This window comes from Arcicella rigui (assembly GCF_034929435.1).
GTDB classification, from domain to species: domain Bacteria; phylum Bacteroidota; class Bacteroidia; order Cytophagales; family Spirosomataceae; genus Arcicella; species Arcicella rigui.
The window spans coordinates 326,030-347,526 of sequence record NZ_JAYFUM010000005.1; the positions used below are offsets into that span (position 1 = coordinate 326,030).

The 21,497-nt window shown below is 36.4% G+C and carries 9 protein-coding genes; 8 read left to right on the forward strand and 1 reads right to left on the reverse strand.

Features of this window, described 5'->3' with window-relative positions; genetic code table 11:
- Window positions 1–37: 37 nt before the first annotated feature.
- Complete coding sequence (locus VB248_RS04885; RefSeq protein ID WP_323295619.1) at window positions 38–3,043, reverse strand: FAD-binding and (Fe-S)-binding domain-containing protein; 3,006 nt, start codon at window positions 3,041–3,043, stop codon at window positions 38–40.
- A 498-nt stretch (window positions 3,044–3,541) separates the two neighbouring features.
- On the opposite strand from VB248_RS04885, the gene VB248_RS04890 reads away from it, so the two are divergent.
- The 8 genes from VB248_RS04890 to VB248_RS04925 all read left to right on the forward strand — a co-directional run bounded on the left by VB248_RS04890 (window position 3,542) and on the right by VB248_RS04925 (window position 21,486).
- A complete protein-coding gene (locus VB248_RS04890) occupies window positions 3,542–6,577 on the forward strand; it encodes a SusC/RagA family TonB-linked outer membrane protein (protein ID WP_323295620.1) in 3,036 nt (1,011 codons plus the stop codon).
- A gap of 85 nt (window positions 6,578–6,662) precedes the next feature.
- A complete protein-coding gene (locus VB248_RS04895; protein WP_323295621.1) occupies window positions 6,663–8,195 on the forward strand; it encodes a RagB/SusD family nutrient uptake outer membrane protein in 1,533 nt (510 codons plus the stop codon).
- Window positions 8,196–8,381: 186 nt separating this feature from the next.
- Window positions 8,382–8,957, forward strand: coding sequence for a hypothetical protein (locus VB248_RS04900; RefSeq protein WP_323295622.1), 576 nt, complete (start codon window positions 8,382–8,384; stop codon window positions 8,955–8,957).
- 195 nt (window positions 8,958–9,152) lie between these two features.
- Complete coding sequence (locus VB248_RS04905) at window positions 9,153–11,483, forward strand: TonB-dependent receptor (protein WP_323295623.1); 2,331 nt, start codon at window positions 9,153–9,155, stop codon at window positions 11,481–11,483.
- Window positions 11,484–11,487: 4 nt separating this feature from the next.
- Window positions 11,488–12,627: a DUF4249 domain-containing protein gene (locus tag VB248_RS04910; protein WP_323295624.1), complete on the forward strand. Its 1,140-nt coding sequence runs from the start codon at window positions 11,488–11,490 to the stop codon at window positions 12,625–12,627.
- 70 nt (window positions 12,628–12,697) lie between these two features.
- Window positions 12,698–15,952, forward strand: coding sequence for a VCBS repeat-containing protein (locus VB248_RS04915; RefSeq protein ID WP_323295625.1), 3,255 nt, complete (start codon window positions 12,698–12,700; stop codon window positions 15,950–15,952).
- Between the two features lie 101 nt (window positions 15,953–16,053).
- A complete protein-coding gene (locus VB248_RS04920) occupies window positions 16,054–18,123 on the forward strand; it encodes a glycoside hydrolase family 97 protein (protein ID WP_323295626.1) in 2,070 nt (689 codons plus the stop codon).
- A 51-nt stretch (window positions 18,124–18,174) separates the two neighbouring features.
- A complete protein-coding gene (locus tag VB248_RS04925) occupies window positions 18,175–21,486 on the forward strand; it encodes a VCBS repeat-containing protein (protein WP_323295627.1) in 3,312 nt (1,103 codons plus the stop codon).
- Window positions 21,487–21,497: the final 11 nt, after the last annotated feature.

A 21,497-nucleotide genomic window follows, 5' to 3' on the forward strand; every position in this document is an offset into this window, starting at 1 on the left:
TTATTGCTTTTGTACTATGAGTTTTCATAATTCATATCTAAACTAAGGCTTCATACAAAATCTCAACAGCGTGTTTAGCAGTGCGACCAGTTCCGTCATGAATTTGATGACGGCAACTTGTACCCGAAGCCGCAATAATTACATCTTCGCCTTGCTGACGAATGGTTGGGAAAAGTACTAATTCACCAACTTGGTTTGATAATTCAAAATGTTCTTTTTCATAACCAAAAGAACCCGCCATACCACAACATCCAGAAGGAATAATTTGCACTTCATAGTTTTCGGGCAATGAAAGTGTTTTCTTGGCAGGGACTAAACTCGACAATGCCTTTTGCTGACAGTGTCCGTGTAATTTTACTAAGCGTTTTTCTGTCGTAAATACTTTTTTAGAAATACGTTTTGCGTCAATTTCTTTCGCTAAAAATTCTTCTACCATAAAAGTATTTTTGGCTAAAGCTTTCGCTGCTTCTACTAAATCATCATTTACTAAATCTGGATATTCGTCACGGAAAGTAAGAATTGCCGAGGGTTCAATCCCAATTAATGGCGTTTCTGAGTTAATAACATCTTTTAAAAGACTAACGTTTTGATTCGCCAATTTCTTAGCATCATCCAAAAGCCCTTTTGATAGTTGTGGACGACCAGATTCAGCATGATTTGGAATAAGTACTTCATAACCCAAACGATTCAACAACTTCACGGTTTTGATACCGATTTCTACATCGTTATAATTGGTGAATTCATCGATGAATAAAAAGACTTGCTTTAACCTCACCCCCGACCCCTCTCCTGTTGAGAGGGGAGATTTTGTCTGGGTAATAGTTCCCCTCTCAGCAGGAGAGGGGTTAGGGGTGAGGTTTTTATTAGCCCACTTTTTAAAAGTAGTATTACTCAGCAAAGGCATTGTTCTGTCTGGGTGAAAACCTACAACAGTATTAGCGATTTTACGTAAAGCAGGTGTTTCAAAAATAAAGTTATAAGCCCAAGGAACATAAGAAGCTACTTTTGAAAGTGAAGAGAAATTCCCAACCATGCGACTACGCAATGGTACACCGTTTTCTTTGTAGTATTGGTGTAAAAATTCCATTTTCAATTTAGCCACATCTACGTTAGATGGACATTCTCCTTTACAACCTTTACAAGCTAAACACAAATCAAATACTTCTTTGATTTCTTCATGGTTGAAGCGGTTCGCTTTATCAGAATGCGTTAAAAACTCACGAAGAATATTGGCTCTGGCACGTGTCGTTTCTTTTTCATTGCGAGTAGCCATATAAGATGGACACATCGTTCCGCCCGAAAGAGGCGTTTTTCTACAATCGCCTGAGCCATTACATTGTTCGGCGTGCTGTAAAATATCTTGGTCGTGGAAACGGAAAGTCGTTTTAAATTCAGGCGTTTGTTGCCCAGGAGTATAACGCAAAAACGTATCCATAGGCGGAGTATCCACAATTTTGTTCGGATTGAACACATTGTAAGGGTCCCAAGTACGTTTTACTTCTTTCATTAATTCGTAGTTGTGGTCGCCTACCATTTGTTTGATGAACTCACCACGTAAACGTCCGTCGCCATGTTCTCCCGAAAGCGAACCTTTGTATTTTTTCACCAAAGTAGCAATCTGTTCGGCAATCAAACGGAATTGTTTATTTCCTTCAACTGTCTTTAAATTAATAATCGGACGCAAGTGAATTTCTCCAGAACCAGCATGAGCATAATGTACAGAGTACATATTATTTGCCGAAAGAATCTCATTGAATTCACGAATGAAATCTGGCAAATCGTTTACATCAACGGCAGTATCTTCAATTACCGCTACCGCTTTTTCATCGCCCGGAAGGTTTGAAAGTAAACCTAAACCTGCTTTTCTCAGATTCCAAACTTTCTTGGTGTCTTCGCCATAAACCACAGGGAAATGATAACCCAAACCAGCCGCTCGCATTTCGGCTTCCATTGCTTTGGCTTGTTTTTCAATATCTTCCTTATTATCAGAACGCAACTCAACAACCAATAACGCACCAGGGTCACCTTTTACGAAGAAACGGTTTTGGCTATGTTCAACACTGGTTTTGGTACATTCCAAAATATAGTGGTCGATTAATTCAGAAGCCGAAGGTTTATATTTTAAAGCAATCAAATTTGCCTTGAGTGATTCTTGAACATCATTGAAGTGAACGCAAACCAAACCAATTTCTTTTGGAGGTAAATCGTTCACATGCAATTTGATTTCAGTTAAAAAACAAAGTGTTCCTTCCGAACCCGCAATTAATTCACAGAAATTGAAAGGTTTTCCTCCTTCGGTATAAGGCTCGCAATTCAAGAGCATATCCAAAGCATAACCCGTATTTCTTCTTTCAATACTTGGTTTAGGAAACTCATTTCTAATTTCAGCCTGATTTTTTTCGTTAGATAATACTTCGTTGGTTTTTAAATAAATTTTATCCAACAAAGTAGCTGAACCATTTTTACTTTGTGCTGACTGAACAAGATTTTTAAAAGTATTCAAATCATCACTTTTAAAAACTACATCCGTTCCGTCTGCTAAAATAGCTTTTACTTCCATCAAGTGGTCACGAGTAGAACCATAAACCACCGAGTTTGAACCACAAGAATTATTACCAACCATTCCACCAATCATCGCACGGTTGGCAGTAGAAGTTTCTGGCCCAAAAAATAAACCGTGTTTTTTGAGTTCAATATTTAACACATCACGCACTACACCCGGTTGTACTCTTACCCAATGTTCTTCTTTGTTTACTTCAAGAATTTTCGTGAAGTTTTTAGAAACATCTACTACAATACCATTGCCAACTACCTGACCAGCAAGAGAAGTACCAGCAGTTCGAGGGATGATAGAAGTCTTATTTTCACGAGCAAAATTTATTAATTTTCTAATATCCTCTATGCTCTTCGGTAGTGCTACAGCTTGGGGCATCTCTCTGTACGCAGAGGCGTCAGTGGCGTATAGCGTTCGCATAACGGTATCGTAATGAAGTTCACCTTCTAATTGACTGGCAAGTTGTGATAGTATCGTTGGATTGGTCATTTTTGGATTCTACAAAGAATAATATAGTTTTTCTAAGTTCTTATTTCAGGCTTCAAATTTACCAATAAAATCAATTTGAAGCATCTTAAATTATTTTATTCAGGAAGAGTATTGGAAAAGTACAACAAAACATTTGTTCAGCATAAAACTAAAAATGGCTTAAAAAGGGCTTATATTTTAAAATTAGGACTATTTTATGAAATTATATCATACTTATTTATTTTACTAAAAGTAAATTGAGTACAATTTCTCATGTTGCCATAATTTGCAAAAAAATAAAATTTTTTTGCAAAAAAATTGAATTATAGAAACTTTTTCTCCTACTTTGCAGTGATTTATTAGAGTGATTTCATATTTAATCTTGTGAAAATACCAAAGTTTAGCCGTTGAGATATTTTAAGCAAAAGCATAACACTGGTGATTTTTACTCCCATCTTATAAGATTATACTGAAATACTCTGGATTTCATTAACCATTTTCAAATCTTAACAAAACCTTATGAATAATCATTTTTACAGATGGTTGGGTCGCTCTTTGCGACAAGGTGCAGCATCAAACTCTTTGGCAAAAGTAGTTTTGATGGCTGTTACTATGCTTGTATCTTTGGGTTCTTATGCTCAAGATAGAGTAGTTACTGGTAAAGTAGTGGAATCAGGAAGCGATTCTGGATTGCCAGGAGTATCAGTTGCAGTAAAAGGTACTAATAAAGGTACTCAAACTGATGTAAATGGCTCGTACAAAATTACTGTTCCGAGCAATGCTACATTAGTTTTCTCTTTTGTTGGTTTTACCAAACAAGAGGTTGCGGTTGGAAATCGTTCTGAACTAAATGTTACTTTAGTTTCTGAAACGAAAGCATTGGATGAAGTTGTGGTAGTAGGTTATGGTACAACAACTAAAAAAGATGCGACAGGTGGTGTTGTAGCTTTAACAGCTAAGGATTTTAACAAAGGTGTGATTGCTTCTCCAGAACAATTATTACAAGGTCGTGCAGCGGGTGTTCAGATGACTCCAAACAGTGGTGAGCCAGGTGCTGGTATTAACATCCGTATTCGTGGTACTACTTCAATTCGTTCTGGTAATGGTCCATTGTACGTAGTTGATGGTGTGCCTTTAGATGGTTCAAGTACTACTGACGGTGCTGATGGTTCTGCTGGTTTTGGTAATGTTGCTGCTAAAAACCCATTGAACTTTATTAACCCTAATGATATTGAGAACATTTCGGTATTGAAAGATGCTTCTGCGGCAGCTATCTACGGTTCAAGAGGTGCAAACGGTGTTGTTTTGATTACTACTAAAAAAGGTAAATCAGGACAAAGCAACTTGAATTTCTCTGCAAATACATCAATTGCATCTAATTACAAAAATTATGATGTAATGTCAGCTTCAGATTTCTTAACAAACGCTAAAGCTGCTGGCTTAGATATTACAAGTAAATTGATTAACGGTGGAGCAAATACAGATTGGCAAAAAGAAGTTTATCGCACAGCAGTAACTCAAAACTATAACTTGAGCTACGGTGGTGGAAACGATGTAACTAACTATTTCTTCTCTTTAGGTTACAACGATCAGCAAGGTACAGTTAAAGGTACTGCAATGAACAAATTGACTGCTCGTGTTAATGCTACTCACAAATTGTTTGATAACAAAGTAGTTTTAGCAGTAGCTATGACAACTTCTCAAATCAAAGATAAAAGTGCTGCAACAGGTGGTGACATCGGTTTTGAAGGTAACGTAATCAGTAGAGCTATCCAAACAAACCCTACTTTCCCTATCTATGCAACTGATGGTTCATACTATACAACAGGTACTCCTTCATTCCGTAACCCAGTTTCTTTATTGAACCAAGTTAAGATTGGAGCGAACACTGCAAGAACTTTGATTAACTTCAGTGCAACTTGGAATATCTTGAGCAACTTGAGCTATAAAGCTAACGTAGGTTTAGATAACTCAACTGCTGTAAGTAGAACTTCTGTTGAGCCTGGAACTCCTGGTTTTGCTAACAACATCCCTGGAAACCAAGGTTATGCAAGAATCGCAAATCGTTATATTACTACTTCGACGATTGAACATACTTTGAATTACAAAACAACTTTAGGTAAGTCTAAGATTGATGCGATTGGTGGTTTCTCTTATCAAAAATTTGAAAACCAAGGAGATTACTTACAAGCTAACTTCTTCATTGCTAACCCTGGAGGTGACTTGGTTAATAACCTTAGCTACGTAGATAACAGTGGAACTAACAAAGCATATTCAGGTGGTTCAAGCAGATCACAAAGTGAGTTACAGTCTTATTTCGGACGTGCTAACTATACTTATGATGATAAATATTTGTTGACAGCTACCCTTCGTGTAGATGGCTCATCTAAATTCGGTTTGAACAACAAATATGGTTACTTCCCATCTTTTGGAGCTGCTTGGCGTTTATCTAACGAATCATTTATTCCAAAAGAAATCTTCTCTGATTTGAAATTGAGAACAGGTTATGGTATCACTGGTAACCAAGAATTCCCTACAAATACTTCTTTGGCTACTTATGCTCCAAATGCTAACGCTGGTTCTGTTTCTAAAGAAAACGTACCAAACCCAGACATTAAGTGGGAAACTACAACTGCTTATGGTGTAGGTCTTGATTTTGCATTAATGAAAGGTAAATTATCAGGTACAGTTGATTACTTCAATAAAAGTACAGATAACTTATTGTTCCCATTTGCTGCACCTCAACCAGACGTAGCAACAACAAGATGGAGTAACATTCCTGCTGACATTAGAAACACAGGGGTTGAGTTAAGCTTGAACTACCAAATCTTAGCTGGTAAGAAATTAGACTGGGATATTAGTGTAAACACTACTTTCTTGAAAAACAAAGTTGCAAGATTAGACGTAGCTACTATCCAAACTGGTAACTTATACGGTCAAGGTTTATCTGGTGTATTCATTCAGCCAATCACTCAAGGTTATCCTTTATATGGTTTCTTCTTACAAGATTTCAAAGGATATGATTCTAATGGTAACACAATTTTATCTGCTGAGAAAACTTACAAAGGTAGTCCATTCCCTACTAATACTTGGGGTATTACTAACAACTTCACTTATGGAAAATGGAATGCAAGTTTATTCATCAACGGTCAGTCTGGAGGTTATATCTATAACAACACTGCAACAGCGGTATTGAACAGAGGTTCATTGAAACAAGGAAATAACGTAACTTATCAAACAATCTCAAGTACAACTGGTCAAGCTTATGGAGATGCTCCAGTAGCTTCAACTTTCTACTTAGAGAAGTCTGATTTTATCCGTGTATCTAACTTGTCAATTGGTTACAATGTAGCATTGCCAGCAAACAGCTTTGCTAAATCGCTTAACCTTTCATTCACTGGTCAAAACTTATTGTTGATTTCTAACTATACAGGTTTAGATCCAGAAATTTCAAACCCTTCTGCTACAAGAAATGGTGTTCCTTCTTTAGGTATTGATTATATTGCCTATCCTACGGCAAGAACGTTTACCTTTGGGGTTAGTGCTAATTTCTAATCAGTAAAAAGGTTAGTTTCAATAGGAAAATATAAAGTATCAGGTAATCACTTCGCTTTATAAAAACAATATCCGAATTAAAGAAATGAAAAATATTAAAAAAATATTTATCCCTTCATTAGTCACAATTTTAATGAGTGGAACAATTGGATGTACTAAATTAGACGATCCACTTCTTGATAAAATTGATAAAGCATCTACTGGTGTAGATTTACAACTAAAAGCAGCTTATCAAAGTTTAGGTACTTTCACAGACCAAGCTGCTATCTATGCCTTGACTGAACACCCTTCAGATGAGATGCAAGGCCCAACAAGAGGTGCTGACTGGGATGACAACGGAAGATGGAGAAATCTTCACACGCATACTTGGACTAACCAAAGTGATGACGTTTTAGCAGCTTGGAATAACTTGAACAGAGGTCACGCTTTAGCAAACGAGGTTATCGGTGACTCAAGAGCTACTAAATTACAAGTTGCTGAAGCTAAGTATTTGCGTGCATTCTATATGTTTTATACTGTAGATTTGTTTGGTCAAGTTGCTTTCAGAGATTTAGCTAACCCAGGTGCTTTACCTAAAGCTTTATCTCGTAAAGATGCTACGGCACAAATTATTGCTGATTTGAAAGCTGTTTCTGCTGATTTACCAAGTGCAACTTCTACGAATACAGGTTCGGCTACTAAAGAAGCGGCTGCTTTCTTATTAGCAAAAGTTTATTTGAACAACGCTGTGTTTACACAAGACCCAGCTAATCCAGCTGGTCCGTTTACATTTGCTAAAGCTGATATGGATGCTGTAATTGCTAACGCTGACATCATCATCAACTCTGGTAAATATGCTTTGAGTGCTAACTATTTTGACAACTTCCACTATGAAAATAGTACAAGATCAAAAGAGTTAATCTTTGTAATCCAAAACGAGAAAGGTGCAAGTAACCTTAACGGTTCTTCTCCAAGAAACCGTTATTACATGACTACTCACTACAACCAAGTACCAAGTGGTTGGAATGGTTTCACAACTTTATCAGATTTCTATAACACTTTTGATAAAACTGATAGCCGTTTTGGTGCTGCAATCCCAGGATTGACTGATAAAAAAGGTTTACGTGCAGGTTTCTTATTTGGTCAACAATTTGACGAAACTGGTAAAGCTTTGAACGACAGATCTGGTAAGCCTCTTGCTTTCACATTGAAGTATGACTTTAGAGTGGCTAACGAAGCTGATGGTGTACGTGTTATCAAGTACATTCCAGATTTATCTGATATTGATTCTCCAGGTAATGACTATGTATTCTTCCGTTATGCTGACGTTTTATTAATGAAAGCAGAAGCATTATTCAGAAGTGGTAACTCAGCTTCAGCTTTGACTATCATTAACAGTTTAAGAACTACTCGTGGTGTTCCAGCTTTGACTTCATTAACAGAAAAAGCTATCTTGGACGAACGTGGTCGTGAATTATACTGGGAAGGTTGGAGAAGAAATGACCAAATCCGTTTTGGTACATTCGCTGCTCCAGTTGATAACAGATCAACAGCTTCTCCTGCTTACCGTGTTGTATTCCCAATCCCACAAAGAGAATTGGAAATCAATGCTAACTTGAAGCAAAACGTTGGTTACTAATCAATATTAATATTATTGAATAAAAAAATGCTCGTTCATACGAGCATTTTTTTATTCACTCAATACCAAGACAAATTTAATTGTCACTACAGTTTTAAGTAATCTGGAAATTATACAGCTTATCGAAAATTTGATAGCCAATAACGGATAAATGTACATAAGTACTTAATGAAATCAACATATACAATGAGTAAATATTTGAAAACAAGTTTGAATTATTTCTTTGTTTTGATAGCTTTTGCCCTTGTGAACTCTTGTTCTACTGACAAACATGAGCAAGAAATTTATGAATCCTTAAAAGTAAATGAATCAAAATTTATCTTTAAACTTGATGGAAAGGATTTCTACCCAACTGAAAGTATCTTTAGCGGACATCTTGAAATCTTAGAAAAATCATTCACAATTAGTTACTTTGACCAAAAAGAAAGTAATGTAATGATTCACTTCGGAGGCGATAAATGGTATGTGGATAGACCCATCAAGATTCCTGTAAAGTTGCTCAATAGCTATACTTCTACTTTGATGTTTGGAAGAATAAAAGACAAAGAAAAGCGACTTGGCGAAGGCTACTTGATGTCTGAAGGTTTTATTACTTTCAAGACTTTGACAAAAGATAAAATCATTCTTCATGTAGATGGAAAGGCGAAAAAATACCCTCAAGTCAATCCAGAAGATAAAGACTATGACGTACAAGCTATCATTGTATGTAAAAAACCTAAAATTGATTTCTTAGAAATCAATGAAAAAGAAGCATTTTATTGATGCTTGATACTCCTCGAAACCGTGTAGAATAACTGGCAAAGGATAATTATCTGTTGTATATTTATTCTGTCTTCTTTATTCTTATTTGCATTAAAGTATTCATGTAAACCTATGAATTTTCTAAATAATATGATAAGAATAAAACCTAACTCTTTACTTTATTTGTGTTTTTGCTTGCTTTTGACAAGCAACATTTTGGCACAAAAGAACGTATTCTCGCTCAGAGGAAATATTAAAGATGCTCTTACTGGAAAACCTCTTGTAGGAGCATCCATTTCAATTGACTTCAAAAAATCAGGCATACTTAGTGATTCTTTGGGAAATTATTATCTCAAATTACCCGAAGACGAATATGTACTGAAAATATCTTACTTGGGCTACAAACCTTTCCGTTTGTATATTAAACTTAATCGTAACCTTAATGTTGATGCTGTTTTGGAAGATGTGACCAAACAGTTGGAAGAAGTAATCGTTTCAAGCGTATCTACTCGAAAAACGATTCTTACGCCTTCATTAGGTGTGTCTTTGCTCAGTATCAAAGGCATCAAGAAAATTCCTGCCATGATGGGCGAAGTGGATATTTTACGAAGCCTTCAAACGCTACCGGGCGTTTCTTCGGTTGGTGAAGGAGCGAACGGTTTGAATGTTCGTGGGGGAGCAGTTGACCAAAATTTAATCTTTATAGACGATACACCAATTTTCAATCCGACGCACCTTTTTGGTTTATTTTCAATTTTTGCCTCGGATGGTATTCGTGAATTGGAACTATACAAAGGAGGAGTACCCGCCCGTTTTGGCGGAAGAACGGCTTCGGTTTTAGATATTAAAATGCTTGACCCAAGTCTTGAAAAATTCAAATTAGAAGGAGGAATTGGCCCAATTTCAAATAGATTATTATTAGATGTGCCAATTATCAAGGACAAACTTTCGATTTTAGCAGTCGGTCGTGCTTCTTTTAATGATTTTTGGTTCAAGGCACTTGCTCCTGATAATATGAAAAATACGAGGGCCAATTTTTACGACGTGGCTACCAAAGTATTTTATAAGCCGAACAAAGCCAACACCATTTCTTTAATGACTTACCTAAGCCATGATTTTTATCGGGTCGATTCACTGTTTAGTTTGGAAAATGTGGTGGCTAAACAATCAGATTTTAATTATGGGCATTTGAATACTTCTTTGAAATGGAATCGTTACATTAGTCCAAAAGCCAGTTTTGAAATGGTAGCGGCTTTTAGTCGTTACAAAACTCGTACTGAGTCGCCCGATTCTGTTAATAGAATTGATTTAAAAAACAGTATTCAATATCAAAACTTAAAGGCAAGTCTGGACTATGCCTTCAATGAAAAGCATAAAACCAATATTGGCATCAGTGCTGTTCGCTATGATTTAAGTCCGGGTAGTTTGAATAGAGATATTGTCTCAAAAATATCAAAAGTTGAATTAGAACAAGAACAAGCCCTTGAGTTGGCTCTTCATGCCGACGATGAGTATAAATTGAATGAAAAATTAACCATTCAATATGGTTTGCGTTATACTCAGTTTTTGAATTTAGGCCCTATTCAAGTACGAAAGTATTTAGACGGAGAACCCAAATCATCCACTACTTTAGTTTCTACTGAATTAAAAAATGGCGTTGCTAAAACCTATGGAGGTTTTGAACCAAGAATAACGATGTTGTATGTTTTTAATCCGACAACGAGTTTGAAATTTGGTTACAATAGAATGCAACAGTTTTTGCATTTAATTTCTAATAATACCACGCCTCTACCGACGGCTCGTTGGAAAGTAGCAGACGAAAATGTCTCACCACAAATAAGTGATTTTGCTTCTTTAGGGTATTTCAAAACTTGGAACGACAATGTTTGGGAAGCTTCATTAGAAACCTATTTTCGTGATACCAGAAATGTAGTTGATTATGTTTCAGGGGCAAATTTACAGTTGAACGAAACCTTGGAAACCCAACTTTTGAAAGGAAGAGGACGCTCGTATGGAGCTGAATTGATGATTTCAAAAAAGAAAGGAGAAGTAACAGGCTGGTTTAGTTATACTTATGCAAGGTCTTTCTTGCAAACTACTGGGCCATACTCCGAACAGCGAATCAATGGGGGCAATTGGTATCCTTCCAATTACGATAAACCGCATACGATTAATATTGTATTCAATGCTACGCCCGATAAGCACAATAGTTTTTCATTCATTTTTGCTTATAATACAGGTCGTCCTTTTTCGTCGCCTGCTGGTACTTATACCCTTAATGGACAGCAATTACCACTTTATTTAAGTAGAAATAATGATAGAATTCCTGATTATCACCGACTGGATTTTTCTTGGACAATCACTAATCCAAGTATGAAAGAAAAAAGATGGGAGGGAAGCTGGATTTTTACAGTTTATAATATTTACGGACGCTCTAATCCTTATTCCGTATATTTTACCAATGGTTCAGATGGCACAAAGGTGTATCAGTTAAGCGTTTTTGCAAGCCCTTTAATATCATTGGCGTATAATTTTAAATTCAAATGATGCCATGAAGCGTTTTATCTTATATATCATCTTTTTTTCGGTAGGGCTGTGGTCGTGTATTACTGAAATAAGAGATTTTGAACAAATTGATAGTGCTTCTTTTTTGACTGTTGAAGCATCTCTCTCTAACCAAAAAGGCCCACACAAAGTAATACTTTCGTCATCTTCGCCAAGTATCAGCATTAATGTGGAAAACAAGCCAATTTACAATGCACAAGTATTTATTACCGACGATAAAGGAGCTAATATTGTACTTACAGAAGGCGATAATGGGATTTATTACACACCTGATAATTTTCAAGGAGTAGTTGGAAATACTTATACATTGCATATTAATTTGCCGAATGGTAAAAAGTATGAGTCAAGTCCAGAAAAATTAAAAGCTGCTCCTGCCATTGATACCGTAAAATATACATTTAACGTAAAAGATAATTATCCTTTAACAGATGCCCGAAGCGTAGGTTTTGATGTTACACTCGATTTCAAAGATTCCCCAGAAACGGATGAATATTATCAGTGGAAATGGACGCATTATGAACGTACCGTTTTTTGTGCCAGTTGCGAGCGTGGTTACGACTACGGACTAAAAAAATGTAGTGTAGAAAATAACTTTCCGAATGGGCAAACTTTCCCTGAATTGATTAACTATGGATGTCTTGAAAGCTGTTTTGACATTTCTTTTAATTCAACCTACAATATTCTGTCGGATAAATTACTGAATGGACAACAAGTTACGGGTGTGCCAATTGCCAGAGTACCCTACAATAACAAAAGTCTCTATTATTTGAAAGTTGAACAAAGAGCAATTTCTGAAAAAATGTTTCGCTATTTTCGGAGTATTAAAGACGTAACACAAGGTTCGGGAACACTCTTCGACGTGCCTGCCGAAACACAGTTTAGTCCCAATATTTTTTCTTTATCCGATAGCAACGAAAAAATTCTGGGTGCTTTTGAAGTATTTGGTTCACAAGAAAAACTGATTTATGTGGATAGACAAATTGGCTCAGACGGCTATTCTCCTGTTTTAGTGGTTTATCCTGGTCGAGTAATTCCACCACCGCCCGGTGCAATTAGTGGGCCTAAAGCCTATTGCATAGAAGGAAAATACAGAACCAAAACAGAACCAGAAGGCTTTAGAGAGTAAAGCTTTTCTATGTCGTATAAAGATAAGTAAGTTAAAATAGATTAATTTTGACATACATTAACCATTTGAAATGAACAAAAAAGAAATTATATGCTCCTTGATGATAGGATGTTTATTCCTATTGTTTTTCGATGCTTGTAAGCAAGATAAAACACTTTTTGAAAAAGTAAATTCAGAAGAAATAGGGATAACATTTGCTAACCAAGTAAATGAATCCGAAGACGAAAACATTCTCAATTACGAGTATTTTTATAATGGCGGTGGCGTTGCGGCTGGCGATTTTAACAATGATGGTTTAACCGATTTATACTTCACGGGCAATCAGGTCGAAAATAAATTATACCTGAATATTACTAAAGAAGGCAAACTCAACTTTGAAGATATTACCACCAAAGCAGGTGTAGCAGGACGAAAAGACGCTTGGAAAACAGGCGTAAGTGTGGTTGACATCAACGCCGACGGTTGGTTGGATATTTATGTTTGTTACTCGGGTAAAAGAGAACCTGAATTTCGCAAAAATCAACTTTTTATCAATAATCACAATCTTACTTTTACCGAAAAGGCTCAAGCTTATGGCTTAGACGATTCGGGTTACTCTACGCAGGCTACTTTCTTGGACTATGATTTGGATGGCGATTTAGATTGCTTTCTTATCAACCACAATCTTGGTGGCTACCAACGCAAAGAAGCCGCTGTGATGCGTGCCGCACTTGATTATAACGCTGGAGACAAACTTTTCAGAAATGATTCTGATGGAAAAAGTGAACCCCATTTTGTGGATGTTTCAGTTGCGGCAGGCATCAAAGGCAATCCTTTGGGTTTTGGTTTGGGCGTTTCTGTTTCCGACATCAATCAAGATGGCTATCCTGATATTTATGTTACCAACGATTATGTAGAGGACGATTACCTGTACATCAACCAGAAAAATGGTACATTCAAAGACGAACTTCGAGATAGAATTGAACATACTTCTTATTCTGCCATGGGCATTGATATTGCCGATGTGAACAATGATGAACTGCCCGATATTTTTACTTTAGATATGTTGCCAGAAGACAATGCCCGACAAAAACTTTTGCTTTGGTCGGATAGCTGGAATACCTATCAAGCACAATTGCAAAATGGTTTTTGGCATGAAAATATGCGAAATATGTTGCAAATGAATTTGGGCAATGGTGCTTTTGCAGAAGTAGGTCAACTGGCTGGCGTATCGAATACCGATTGGAGTTGGGGAACACTTTTGGCGGATTTTGACTTGGATGGCTACAAAGATATTTTCGTAAGTAATGGTTTGGGACGAGATTATACCAACGCCGATTTTATAAAATACTTTAACGAGCAAGAAGAAAGTGGCGTTCAGAAACCTATGTTGGAACATTTAAAACAAATGCCAACCAGCCAAACGAAGAATTATATTTTTAGAAATAAGCACGATTTAACCTTTGCTAACGAACAAGTAAACTGGGGGTTTGATACGCCTACGGTTTCGAGCGGAGCAATTTATGCCGATTTAGATAATGATGGAGATGTAGAAATCATCACGAATAATTTAAACGAAACGGCTCATATTTATCAAAATAAGCGTATTGAAGAAAATCCCAATACGCAATTTTTGAAAATTCATGTAAAAGGAAATGCACAAAATCCTTTTGGTATTGGGGCAAAAGTAAGGCTTCGTTCGGCTGATAATGTACAAGTACAAGAAATTGCTTCAACACATGGTTTTCAATCCAGTGCGGTGACAGATTTGATTTTTGGTTTGCCAGAAAATACCAAAAATGTAGAAGTAAGTATCGTTTGGACAAATGGGAAATCACAGAAAATCAGTAATCCTACCTTGAATAAAACCTTAGTTTTAGAAGAAAAAAATGCCAATACTTCTACTAATTCCGAAGTTAAAGTATTACCGACTTTGTTGACAGAAATACCATCACCAGCATTTTTGCCAAGTATAAATCCAGTCAATAATTTCGATAGACAAGTAATGTTGCCGACGCATTACTCATACACTGGCCCAAGAATGGCGGTTGGCGATGTGAATGCCGACGGCAAAAATGACGTATTTATTTGTGGTACAAAAAATCAAGTAGGAGCATTTTTCTTGCAAAATCCTAACGGAAGTTTTAGCAAAAAAGAGTTGCCTAATAATTCGCCAAAATTCAATCAGGATGCGGTAATAGCAGATTTTAATGGAGATAAATTTCCAGATTTGTACATCGTGAACGGTAACTATTCCAACGCTCAATATGAAGAACAAAACGATGAATTGTGGCTAAACGATGGCAAAGGAAATTTCAAAAGAAGTACTTTGCTCGAAGATAAACTCAATAGTTCTTGCGTAAAAGCAGGTGATTTTGATAAAGATGGGGATATAGATTTATTCACTGGTGGACATATTAAACCTAACAGATTTCCGATGGAAGAAGAAAGTTTCCTTTTGAAAAATGACGGAAAAGCTAATTTTACCAAAGTATCATTGGGCGTTTTGGGCTTAGTGACAGACGCAACAGTATTGGACACCGACAAAGATGGTTTTGAAGAAATTGTGGTCGTAGGAGAGTGGATGTCGCCCATTGTATTGAAAAACAACAAGCAATTCAAGTTTGCACCAATGAGTATTGGCGTAGCTTCGGGTTGGAATTATCGCATCGAAAAAGCAGATTTAGATAATGATGGCGACGAAGATTTGGTACTGGGAAATCTGGGAACAAATACACAAGTAAGAGCTTCGGAAACAGAACCTGCCAGTTTGATTTATGACGATTTTGACCAAAATGGAACGATGGATTTCTTCTTGAATTATTACATTCAAGGAAAATCGTATCCCGCTTGTTCAAGAGATGAAATGGCTGAACAGATTCCAGCTTTGAAGAAAAAATTCCCGAATTATCAGACTTTCTCGGAGGCAAGTATCGAAGATTTTTTTGAAGCAAATCAGTTAGAAAAAGCCCATAAAAAAGAAATAGCCAATCTGAAAACTGTCATTTTAGAAAACAATAAAGGGAAATTTGTCGTGCATGAATTACCGATTCAAGCCCAATATGCACCAGTGTATGCCATTGCGATAACCGATTTCGACCATGACGGAAAGAAAGATATTTTATTGGCAGGCAATAACAGTAAATTTAGATTACGCATAGGTAAAGTAGATGCCAATTATGGCGTAGTTTTGTTGAACAAAGGCAATTTTAATTTCAAAAACGTACCAGTTTCACAATCAGGCATATACCTGCGTGGCGATGTTCGAGAAACTAAAATCATTGATTCGTTTATGTTTGTCGGCGTGAATAATGAGAAAGTAAGAGTAATGAGCTTTGAGCTATGAGCTATGAGTTTTTTGAATTTTAAGCTCAAAGCTCACGGCTCATAGCTTACAGCTCAAAGCTAAAAAAATTAACCATTTTTATCCATCAAAAATTTAATTCAATGAAGTATTTAGGCACATTTCTGATGCTGCTTTATGCCTCTTTTGTAGGCTTTGCACAAACATTAATAGAGGTAAAATCGCCTGACAACCGCCTCAAATTAAATGTTTCTCTATCACAAAAAGGAGAAGTTACTTATGGTGTTCATCTCAAAAATACCACGATTATTAAGCCTTCTTCGCTGGGTTTTAAACTGAGTAAACCTGCTTTTACACTCAATCATTTTAGTTTGGTTTCGGCAGATACTGCTACACATTTTGATACTTGGCAACCTGTTTGGGGAGAAGTAAAGTCAATTACAAACCATTATAAGGAAGTAAAATTGAACTTGAAAGCGAATCCTTCCAACGTGTTGGTACAGGTAGTTTTCAGAGTATTTAACGATGGTGTTGGGTTTCGCTATGAATTTCCAGAACAAGCTAATTTCAAACATTTTATCGTAGCCGACGAATTAACGCAGTTTAATTTGGCGGGCAACAACAAAACTTTCTGGATTCCGGGCGACTATGATACCAATGAGTATTTGTATAATACCACAAAATTCAGTGAGATTCACGCTTTGCCAGCTTCAAATAAAGAAAAAGATATTGCTTTAAAATCGGTCATTGGTGATAATTTTGTTCAAACGCCTTTGATGATGAAAACGCCCGAAGGCATTTATGTAAATATTCATGAAGCGGCTTTGGTGAATTATCCAGTAATGCACTTGCAAGCGGACAGACAAAATTTTAAACTGTTGTCGCACTTAACGCCCGATGCCGTTGGCAACAAAGCCTATTTACAAACCCCAGCCAAAACACCTTGGAGAACGATTATTATTAGCGATAAAGCAACCGATATTTTAGCTTCAAAAACCATTTTGAATTTGAATGAGCCTTCTAAGATTGAAAATACTTCTTGGATAAAACCACAGAAATTCATTGGAATGTGGTGGGAAATGCACGTGGGAAAAGCTACTTGGGAAAAAGCCAGTGGAAAACACGGAGCAAACACGGGAAATGTGAAAAAATACATTGATTTCGCTGCCGATAATGGCTTCGATGGCGTATTAGTAGAAGGCTGGAACGAAGGTTGGGAAGACTGGTTTGGTAATTGGAAAGAAGATGTTTTTGATTTCGTAACGCCTTATTCAGATTATAACCTTGATGAACTATTGGCATACTCCAAACAAAGAGGAGTGAAAATCATCATGCACCATGAAACCTCTGGTTCGGCAATTAACTATGAACGTAGAATTGATAAAGCTTATCAGTTTTTGAATGAAAAAGGAATAAATACCGTAAAAACGGGTTATGTAGGAAGAATAATTCCAAGAGGTGAACACCATGATAGTCAATGGATGGTGAATCATTATAATCGTGTAGCTGATAAAGCGGTGGAGTATAAAATTATGTTGGAAGCCCATGAGTCTTCTCGCCCAACGGGTTTACATCGTACTTATCCGAACTGGCTCGCCAATGAAGCGGCTCGTGGTAATGAGTTCAACAATGCACCAACTTTGGGTTTAGTACCAGAACATGAAACGATTTTACCTTTTACAAGATTGATGGGTGGCCCAATGGATTATACACCGGGTTTTTTCAGAATGCACTTGAATCAATTTATTCCAGAGCGTAAAACAAGAGTACGAACAACCCTTGCCAAACAATTGGCGATGTACGTAACAATGTACAGTCCTTTGCAAATGGTGGGCGATTTACCAGAAAATTTGAAAGTTCATCCCGATGCTTTACAATTTATTAAAGATGTTCCCGTAGATTGGGATGATACCAAGATTTTGGAAGCCGAACCAGGCGATTATATCACCACAGCTCGTAAACAAAAAGGAAAAGACAATTGGTTTGTGGGAGGAGTAACAGACGAAAATGCCAGAAAAACCAAAATTAATTTTGATTTTCTGGATAAAGGAGCTAATTACCAAGCCATTATTTATCGTGATGCCGACAATGCTGATTGGGAGAAAAATCCAGAAGTATATACAATTGAGAAAGTAACAATAAACAGTAATTCAACGCTGACGATTAACTTAGCTAAAGGTGGTGGTTTTGCCATTAGCTTATTCAAATTATAGTTTTTAAGTTCTTTCTAAAAAAGACTTATTCAAATATTTTAATCAATGAAAATGTTAAAAAATATAGCTTTCTTCGCTGTTGTAGCATTATGTTTTGGCTGTTCTGACAAAGGAAAAAATCCTTTGTTTGAATTAATGAAGGAAGAAGACACAGGGATTTCGTTCAACAATAAAATTGAAAATACTGAAGAGTTCAATATTTTCAATTATCGAAACTTTTATAATGGCGGTGGCGTAGCCGTTGGCGACATCAACAATGATGGTTTACCTGATGTGTTTTTTACTTCAAACATGGGAAGTAACAAACTTTATCTGAACAAAGGTAATTTCAAATTTGAAGATATTTCTGCCAAAGCAGGGATTCAAGAAGCTGACAAATGGAATACTGGGGTTGTAATGGTGGACATCAACAACGATGGTTTGTTGGATATTTATGTGTGTAATGCTGGTCTTCGGAAATTTACCAAAAAGCAAAAAAACGCTCTTTTTATCAATAATGGCAATCTTACATTTACCGAATCTGCGGCAAAGTATGGCTTAGATGAAGGCGGTTACACTACTCATGCCGCTTTTTTTGACTATGATTTAGATGGCGATTTAGATTGCTACATTCTTAATAATAGCTTCATTCCTGTCAATACTTTGAACTATGCCAATAACCGTGATATGCGTGCGGAAGATTGGCCAGTGAAAGATTTCTTGAAAGGTGGCGGTGATAAATTATTGAGAAATGACGATGGACATTTCCATGATGTTTCAAAAGAAGCAGGTATTTTCAGTAGCTTAATTGGCTTTGGTTTGGGCGTAACGATTGGCGACGCCAACAACGATAATTATCCAGATATTTATGTTTCAAACGATTTCTATGAGAAAGATTACCTCTACATCAATCAGAAAAACGGTACTTTCAAAGAAGAAATTGAGCAACGCATGAAACACATCAGTTTGGCTTCGATGGGGGCAGACATGGCTGATGTGAATAACGACGGTTTTCAAGAAATCATCACAACCGATATGCTTCCACGTGATGAGTACCGTCTAAAAACTACTTCTTCATTTGATAATCATTATGTTTTTAAACTGAAAAAAGACCGTGGTTTTTATAATCAGTTTCAGCAAAATAGTCTTCAACTCAATAATCAGGATGGTACTTTTAGCGAAATCGCCAATTATAGTGGAGTAGCTGGAAGTGACTGGAGTTGGGGTGCTTTGATGTTTGATGCAGACAATGACGGCTACAACGATATTTATGTTTGTAACGGAATTTACAATGATGTAATCGACCAAGATTTTATTGATTTCTTTGCCAACGAACTCATTCAAGGTATGCAAGCGACTGGAGTGAAGGAAAATATCAATACCATTATTGAGAAAATGCCTTCTGTACCGATTCCGAACTACTTTTTTCACAATAGCAAAACCTTGAAGTTTGAAGAAAAAGGAGAAGAATTTGGTTTGGCGACTCCTTCGTTTTCAAACGGAGCAATGTATGCCGATTTGGATAATGACGGCGACTTAGACTTGCTGGTGAACAATGTAAATATGCCATGTTTTGTCTATAAAAATAATGCTGACAAAAAAGAGGAGAAAAACCATTTTATCAAATTGAGTTTGAAAGGAGAGGGTAAAAACTTATTTGCCGTAGGAGCAAAAGCCGACCTTTATGCCAATGGCGAAATACAAACTCGTTCGGTAATTCCTTCAAGAGGTTTTCAGTCAAGTACAGAATATAATTTAACTTTTGGTTTAGGAAAAGTTACTAAAATTGATTCTATCAAAATCACTTGGGCTGATTTACGAGAAAGTACTATTAAAAATCCAAAGGCTGACCAATTACTTACTTGTTCAATTAAAGATGCTCAACTGGTAAAAACAAAAGCAAAAAGTATTATTTCAAAAAGCTATTTTGAGGCGGTTAATACCAATTTTGATAAACATCAAGAAGATGAGTATGTTGATTTTTATCAAGAAAAAAACCTTCCAGCTTTGTTATCAAAAGAAGGTCCGAAAGCGGCCATTGGCGATGTAAATGGCGATGGATTGGAAGACGTTTATATTGCAGGAGCGAAAGACCAAGCAGGACAATTGTACTTACAAACGGGTTCAGGTTTCAAAAAATCTGCTCAGGAAGTGTTCAAAACTTTCTCCTATTTTGAAGAAACAGCCGTACTCTTTTTTGATGCAGACAAAGATGGAGATTTAGATTTGTACGTTGGAAGCGGAGGCAATGAAGTACGTTTTGGCGAAAGAGAGTTGATTGACAAACTCTATTTGAATGACGGAAAAGGCAATTTTACTTTCAATGCAAGAGCGATTCCACAAAATGGAACAAATACCGCTGTAATTGCTCCTTTCGATTATGACAGTGACGGCGACTTAGACTTATTCGTAGGAAGTAGAAGTTATGCGATGGAGTACGGAAAAAATCCGCCAAGTTACTTTTATGAAAATAATGGTAAAGGAGAATTTAAAGACATTGCTCAACAAGTAAATCCAGAATTGACTGAATTAGGAATGATTCGTGATGCTTATTGGGAAGATGTGAATGGCGATAAAAAGAAAGAATTAATTGTTGTTGGAGATTGGATGTCGCCTGTGATTTTTACTGTAAAAGGGAAAAAATTAGAAAAACTAAAAACTGGTTTAGAAGAATTTACAGGTTTCTGGGGAGCATTGAAAGTAACCGACATTGACAACGACGGCGATAATGATTTGATTTTAGGAAACATGGGCGAAAACTTTACCTTGAAAGCTTCAATGGACGCACCTTTGAAAATTTGGGTAAAAGATTTTGATAATAATGGTTCACTCGATAAAATCATGACCAAGAGTATTGAAGGAAAAGACAAACCTGTTTTCTTGAAAAGAGAAATGGCAGAACAATTTCCAGCCTTAAAAAAGCAGATTTTGAAGCACTCAGAATATGCCAAGAAAACCATTGAAGACTTGTTCCCCAGTAATGTTTTAGAAGGTGCATTGGTAAAAACAGTGAAAACTTGTAAATCTTCGGTGGCTATTAACGATGGAAAAGGAAACTTTACTTTAGTTGATTTACCAGAAGTTGTTCAAACTTCATGTATCAATGCTATTGAATGTTTTGACATTAACAATGACGGATTGAAAGACATTATTGTTGGCGGAAATTATACAGGTTTCATTCCGCAATTGGGCATGATTGATGCCAGTCGTGGTAATGTTTTAATGAACAAAGGCAAAGCTCAATTCAAAGTATTGACAAACCAAGAAAGCGGTTTTGTAATGAACGGAGAAGTAAAGCAAATCAGTCCAATCAAGATTCAAGGAAAAGTAAATTTCTTGACTTTGTTGAATAATGAAGTGCCTAAATTGTTTCAATTCAAATAGTTGCTACATTT

Excerpts from the sequence above, each read along its gene's own strand:
- VB248_RS04925 (WP_323295627.1), top strand. The coding sequence starts at position 18,175 with ATGTTAAAAAATATAGCTTTCTTCGCTGTTGTAGCATTATGTTTTGGC.
- VB248_RS04920 (WP_323295626.1), top strand. The coding sequence starts at position 16,054 with ATGAAGTATTTAGGCACATTTCTGATGCTGCTTTATGCCTCTTTTGTA.
- VB248_RS04890 (WP_323295620.1), top strand. The coding sequence starts at position 3,542 with ATGAATAATCATTTTTACAGATGGTTGGGTCGCTCTTTGCGACAAGGT.
- VB248_RS04910 (WP_323295624.1), top strand. The coding sequence starts at position 11,488 with ATGAAGCGTTTTATCTTATATATCATCTTTTTTTCGGTAGGGCTGTGG.
- VB248_RS04885 (WP_323295619.1), bottom strand. The coding sequence starts at position 3,043 with ATGACCAATCCAACGATACTATCACAACTTGCCAGTCAATTAGAAGGT.
- VB248_RS04915 (WP_323295625.1), top strand. The coding sequence starts at position 12,698 with ATGAACAAAAAAGAAATTATATGCTCCTTGATGATAGGATGTTTATTC.
- VB248_RS04900 (WP_323295622.1), top strand. The coding sequence starts at position 8,382 with ATGAGTAAATATTTGAAAACAAGTTTGAATTATTTCTTTGTTTTGATA.
- VB248_RS04895 (WP_323295621.1), top strand. The coding sequence starts at position 6,663 with ATGAAAAATATTAAAAAAATATTTATCCCTTCATTAGTCACAATTTTA.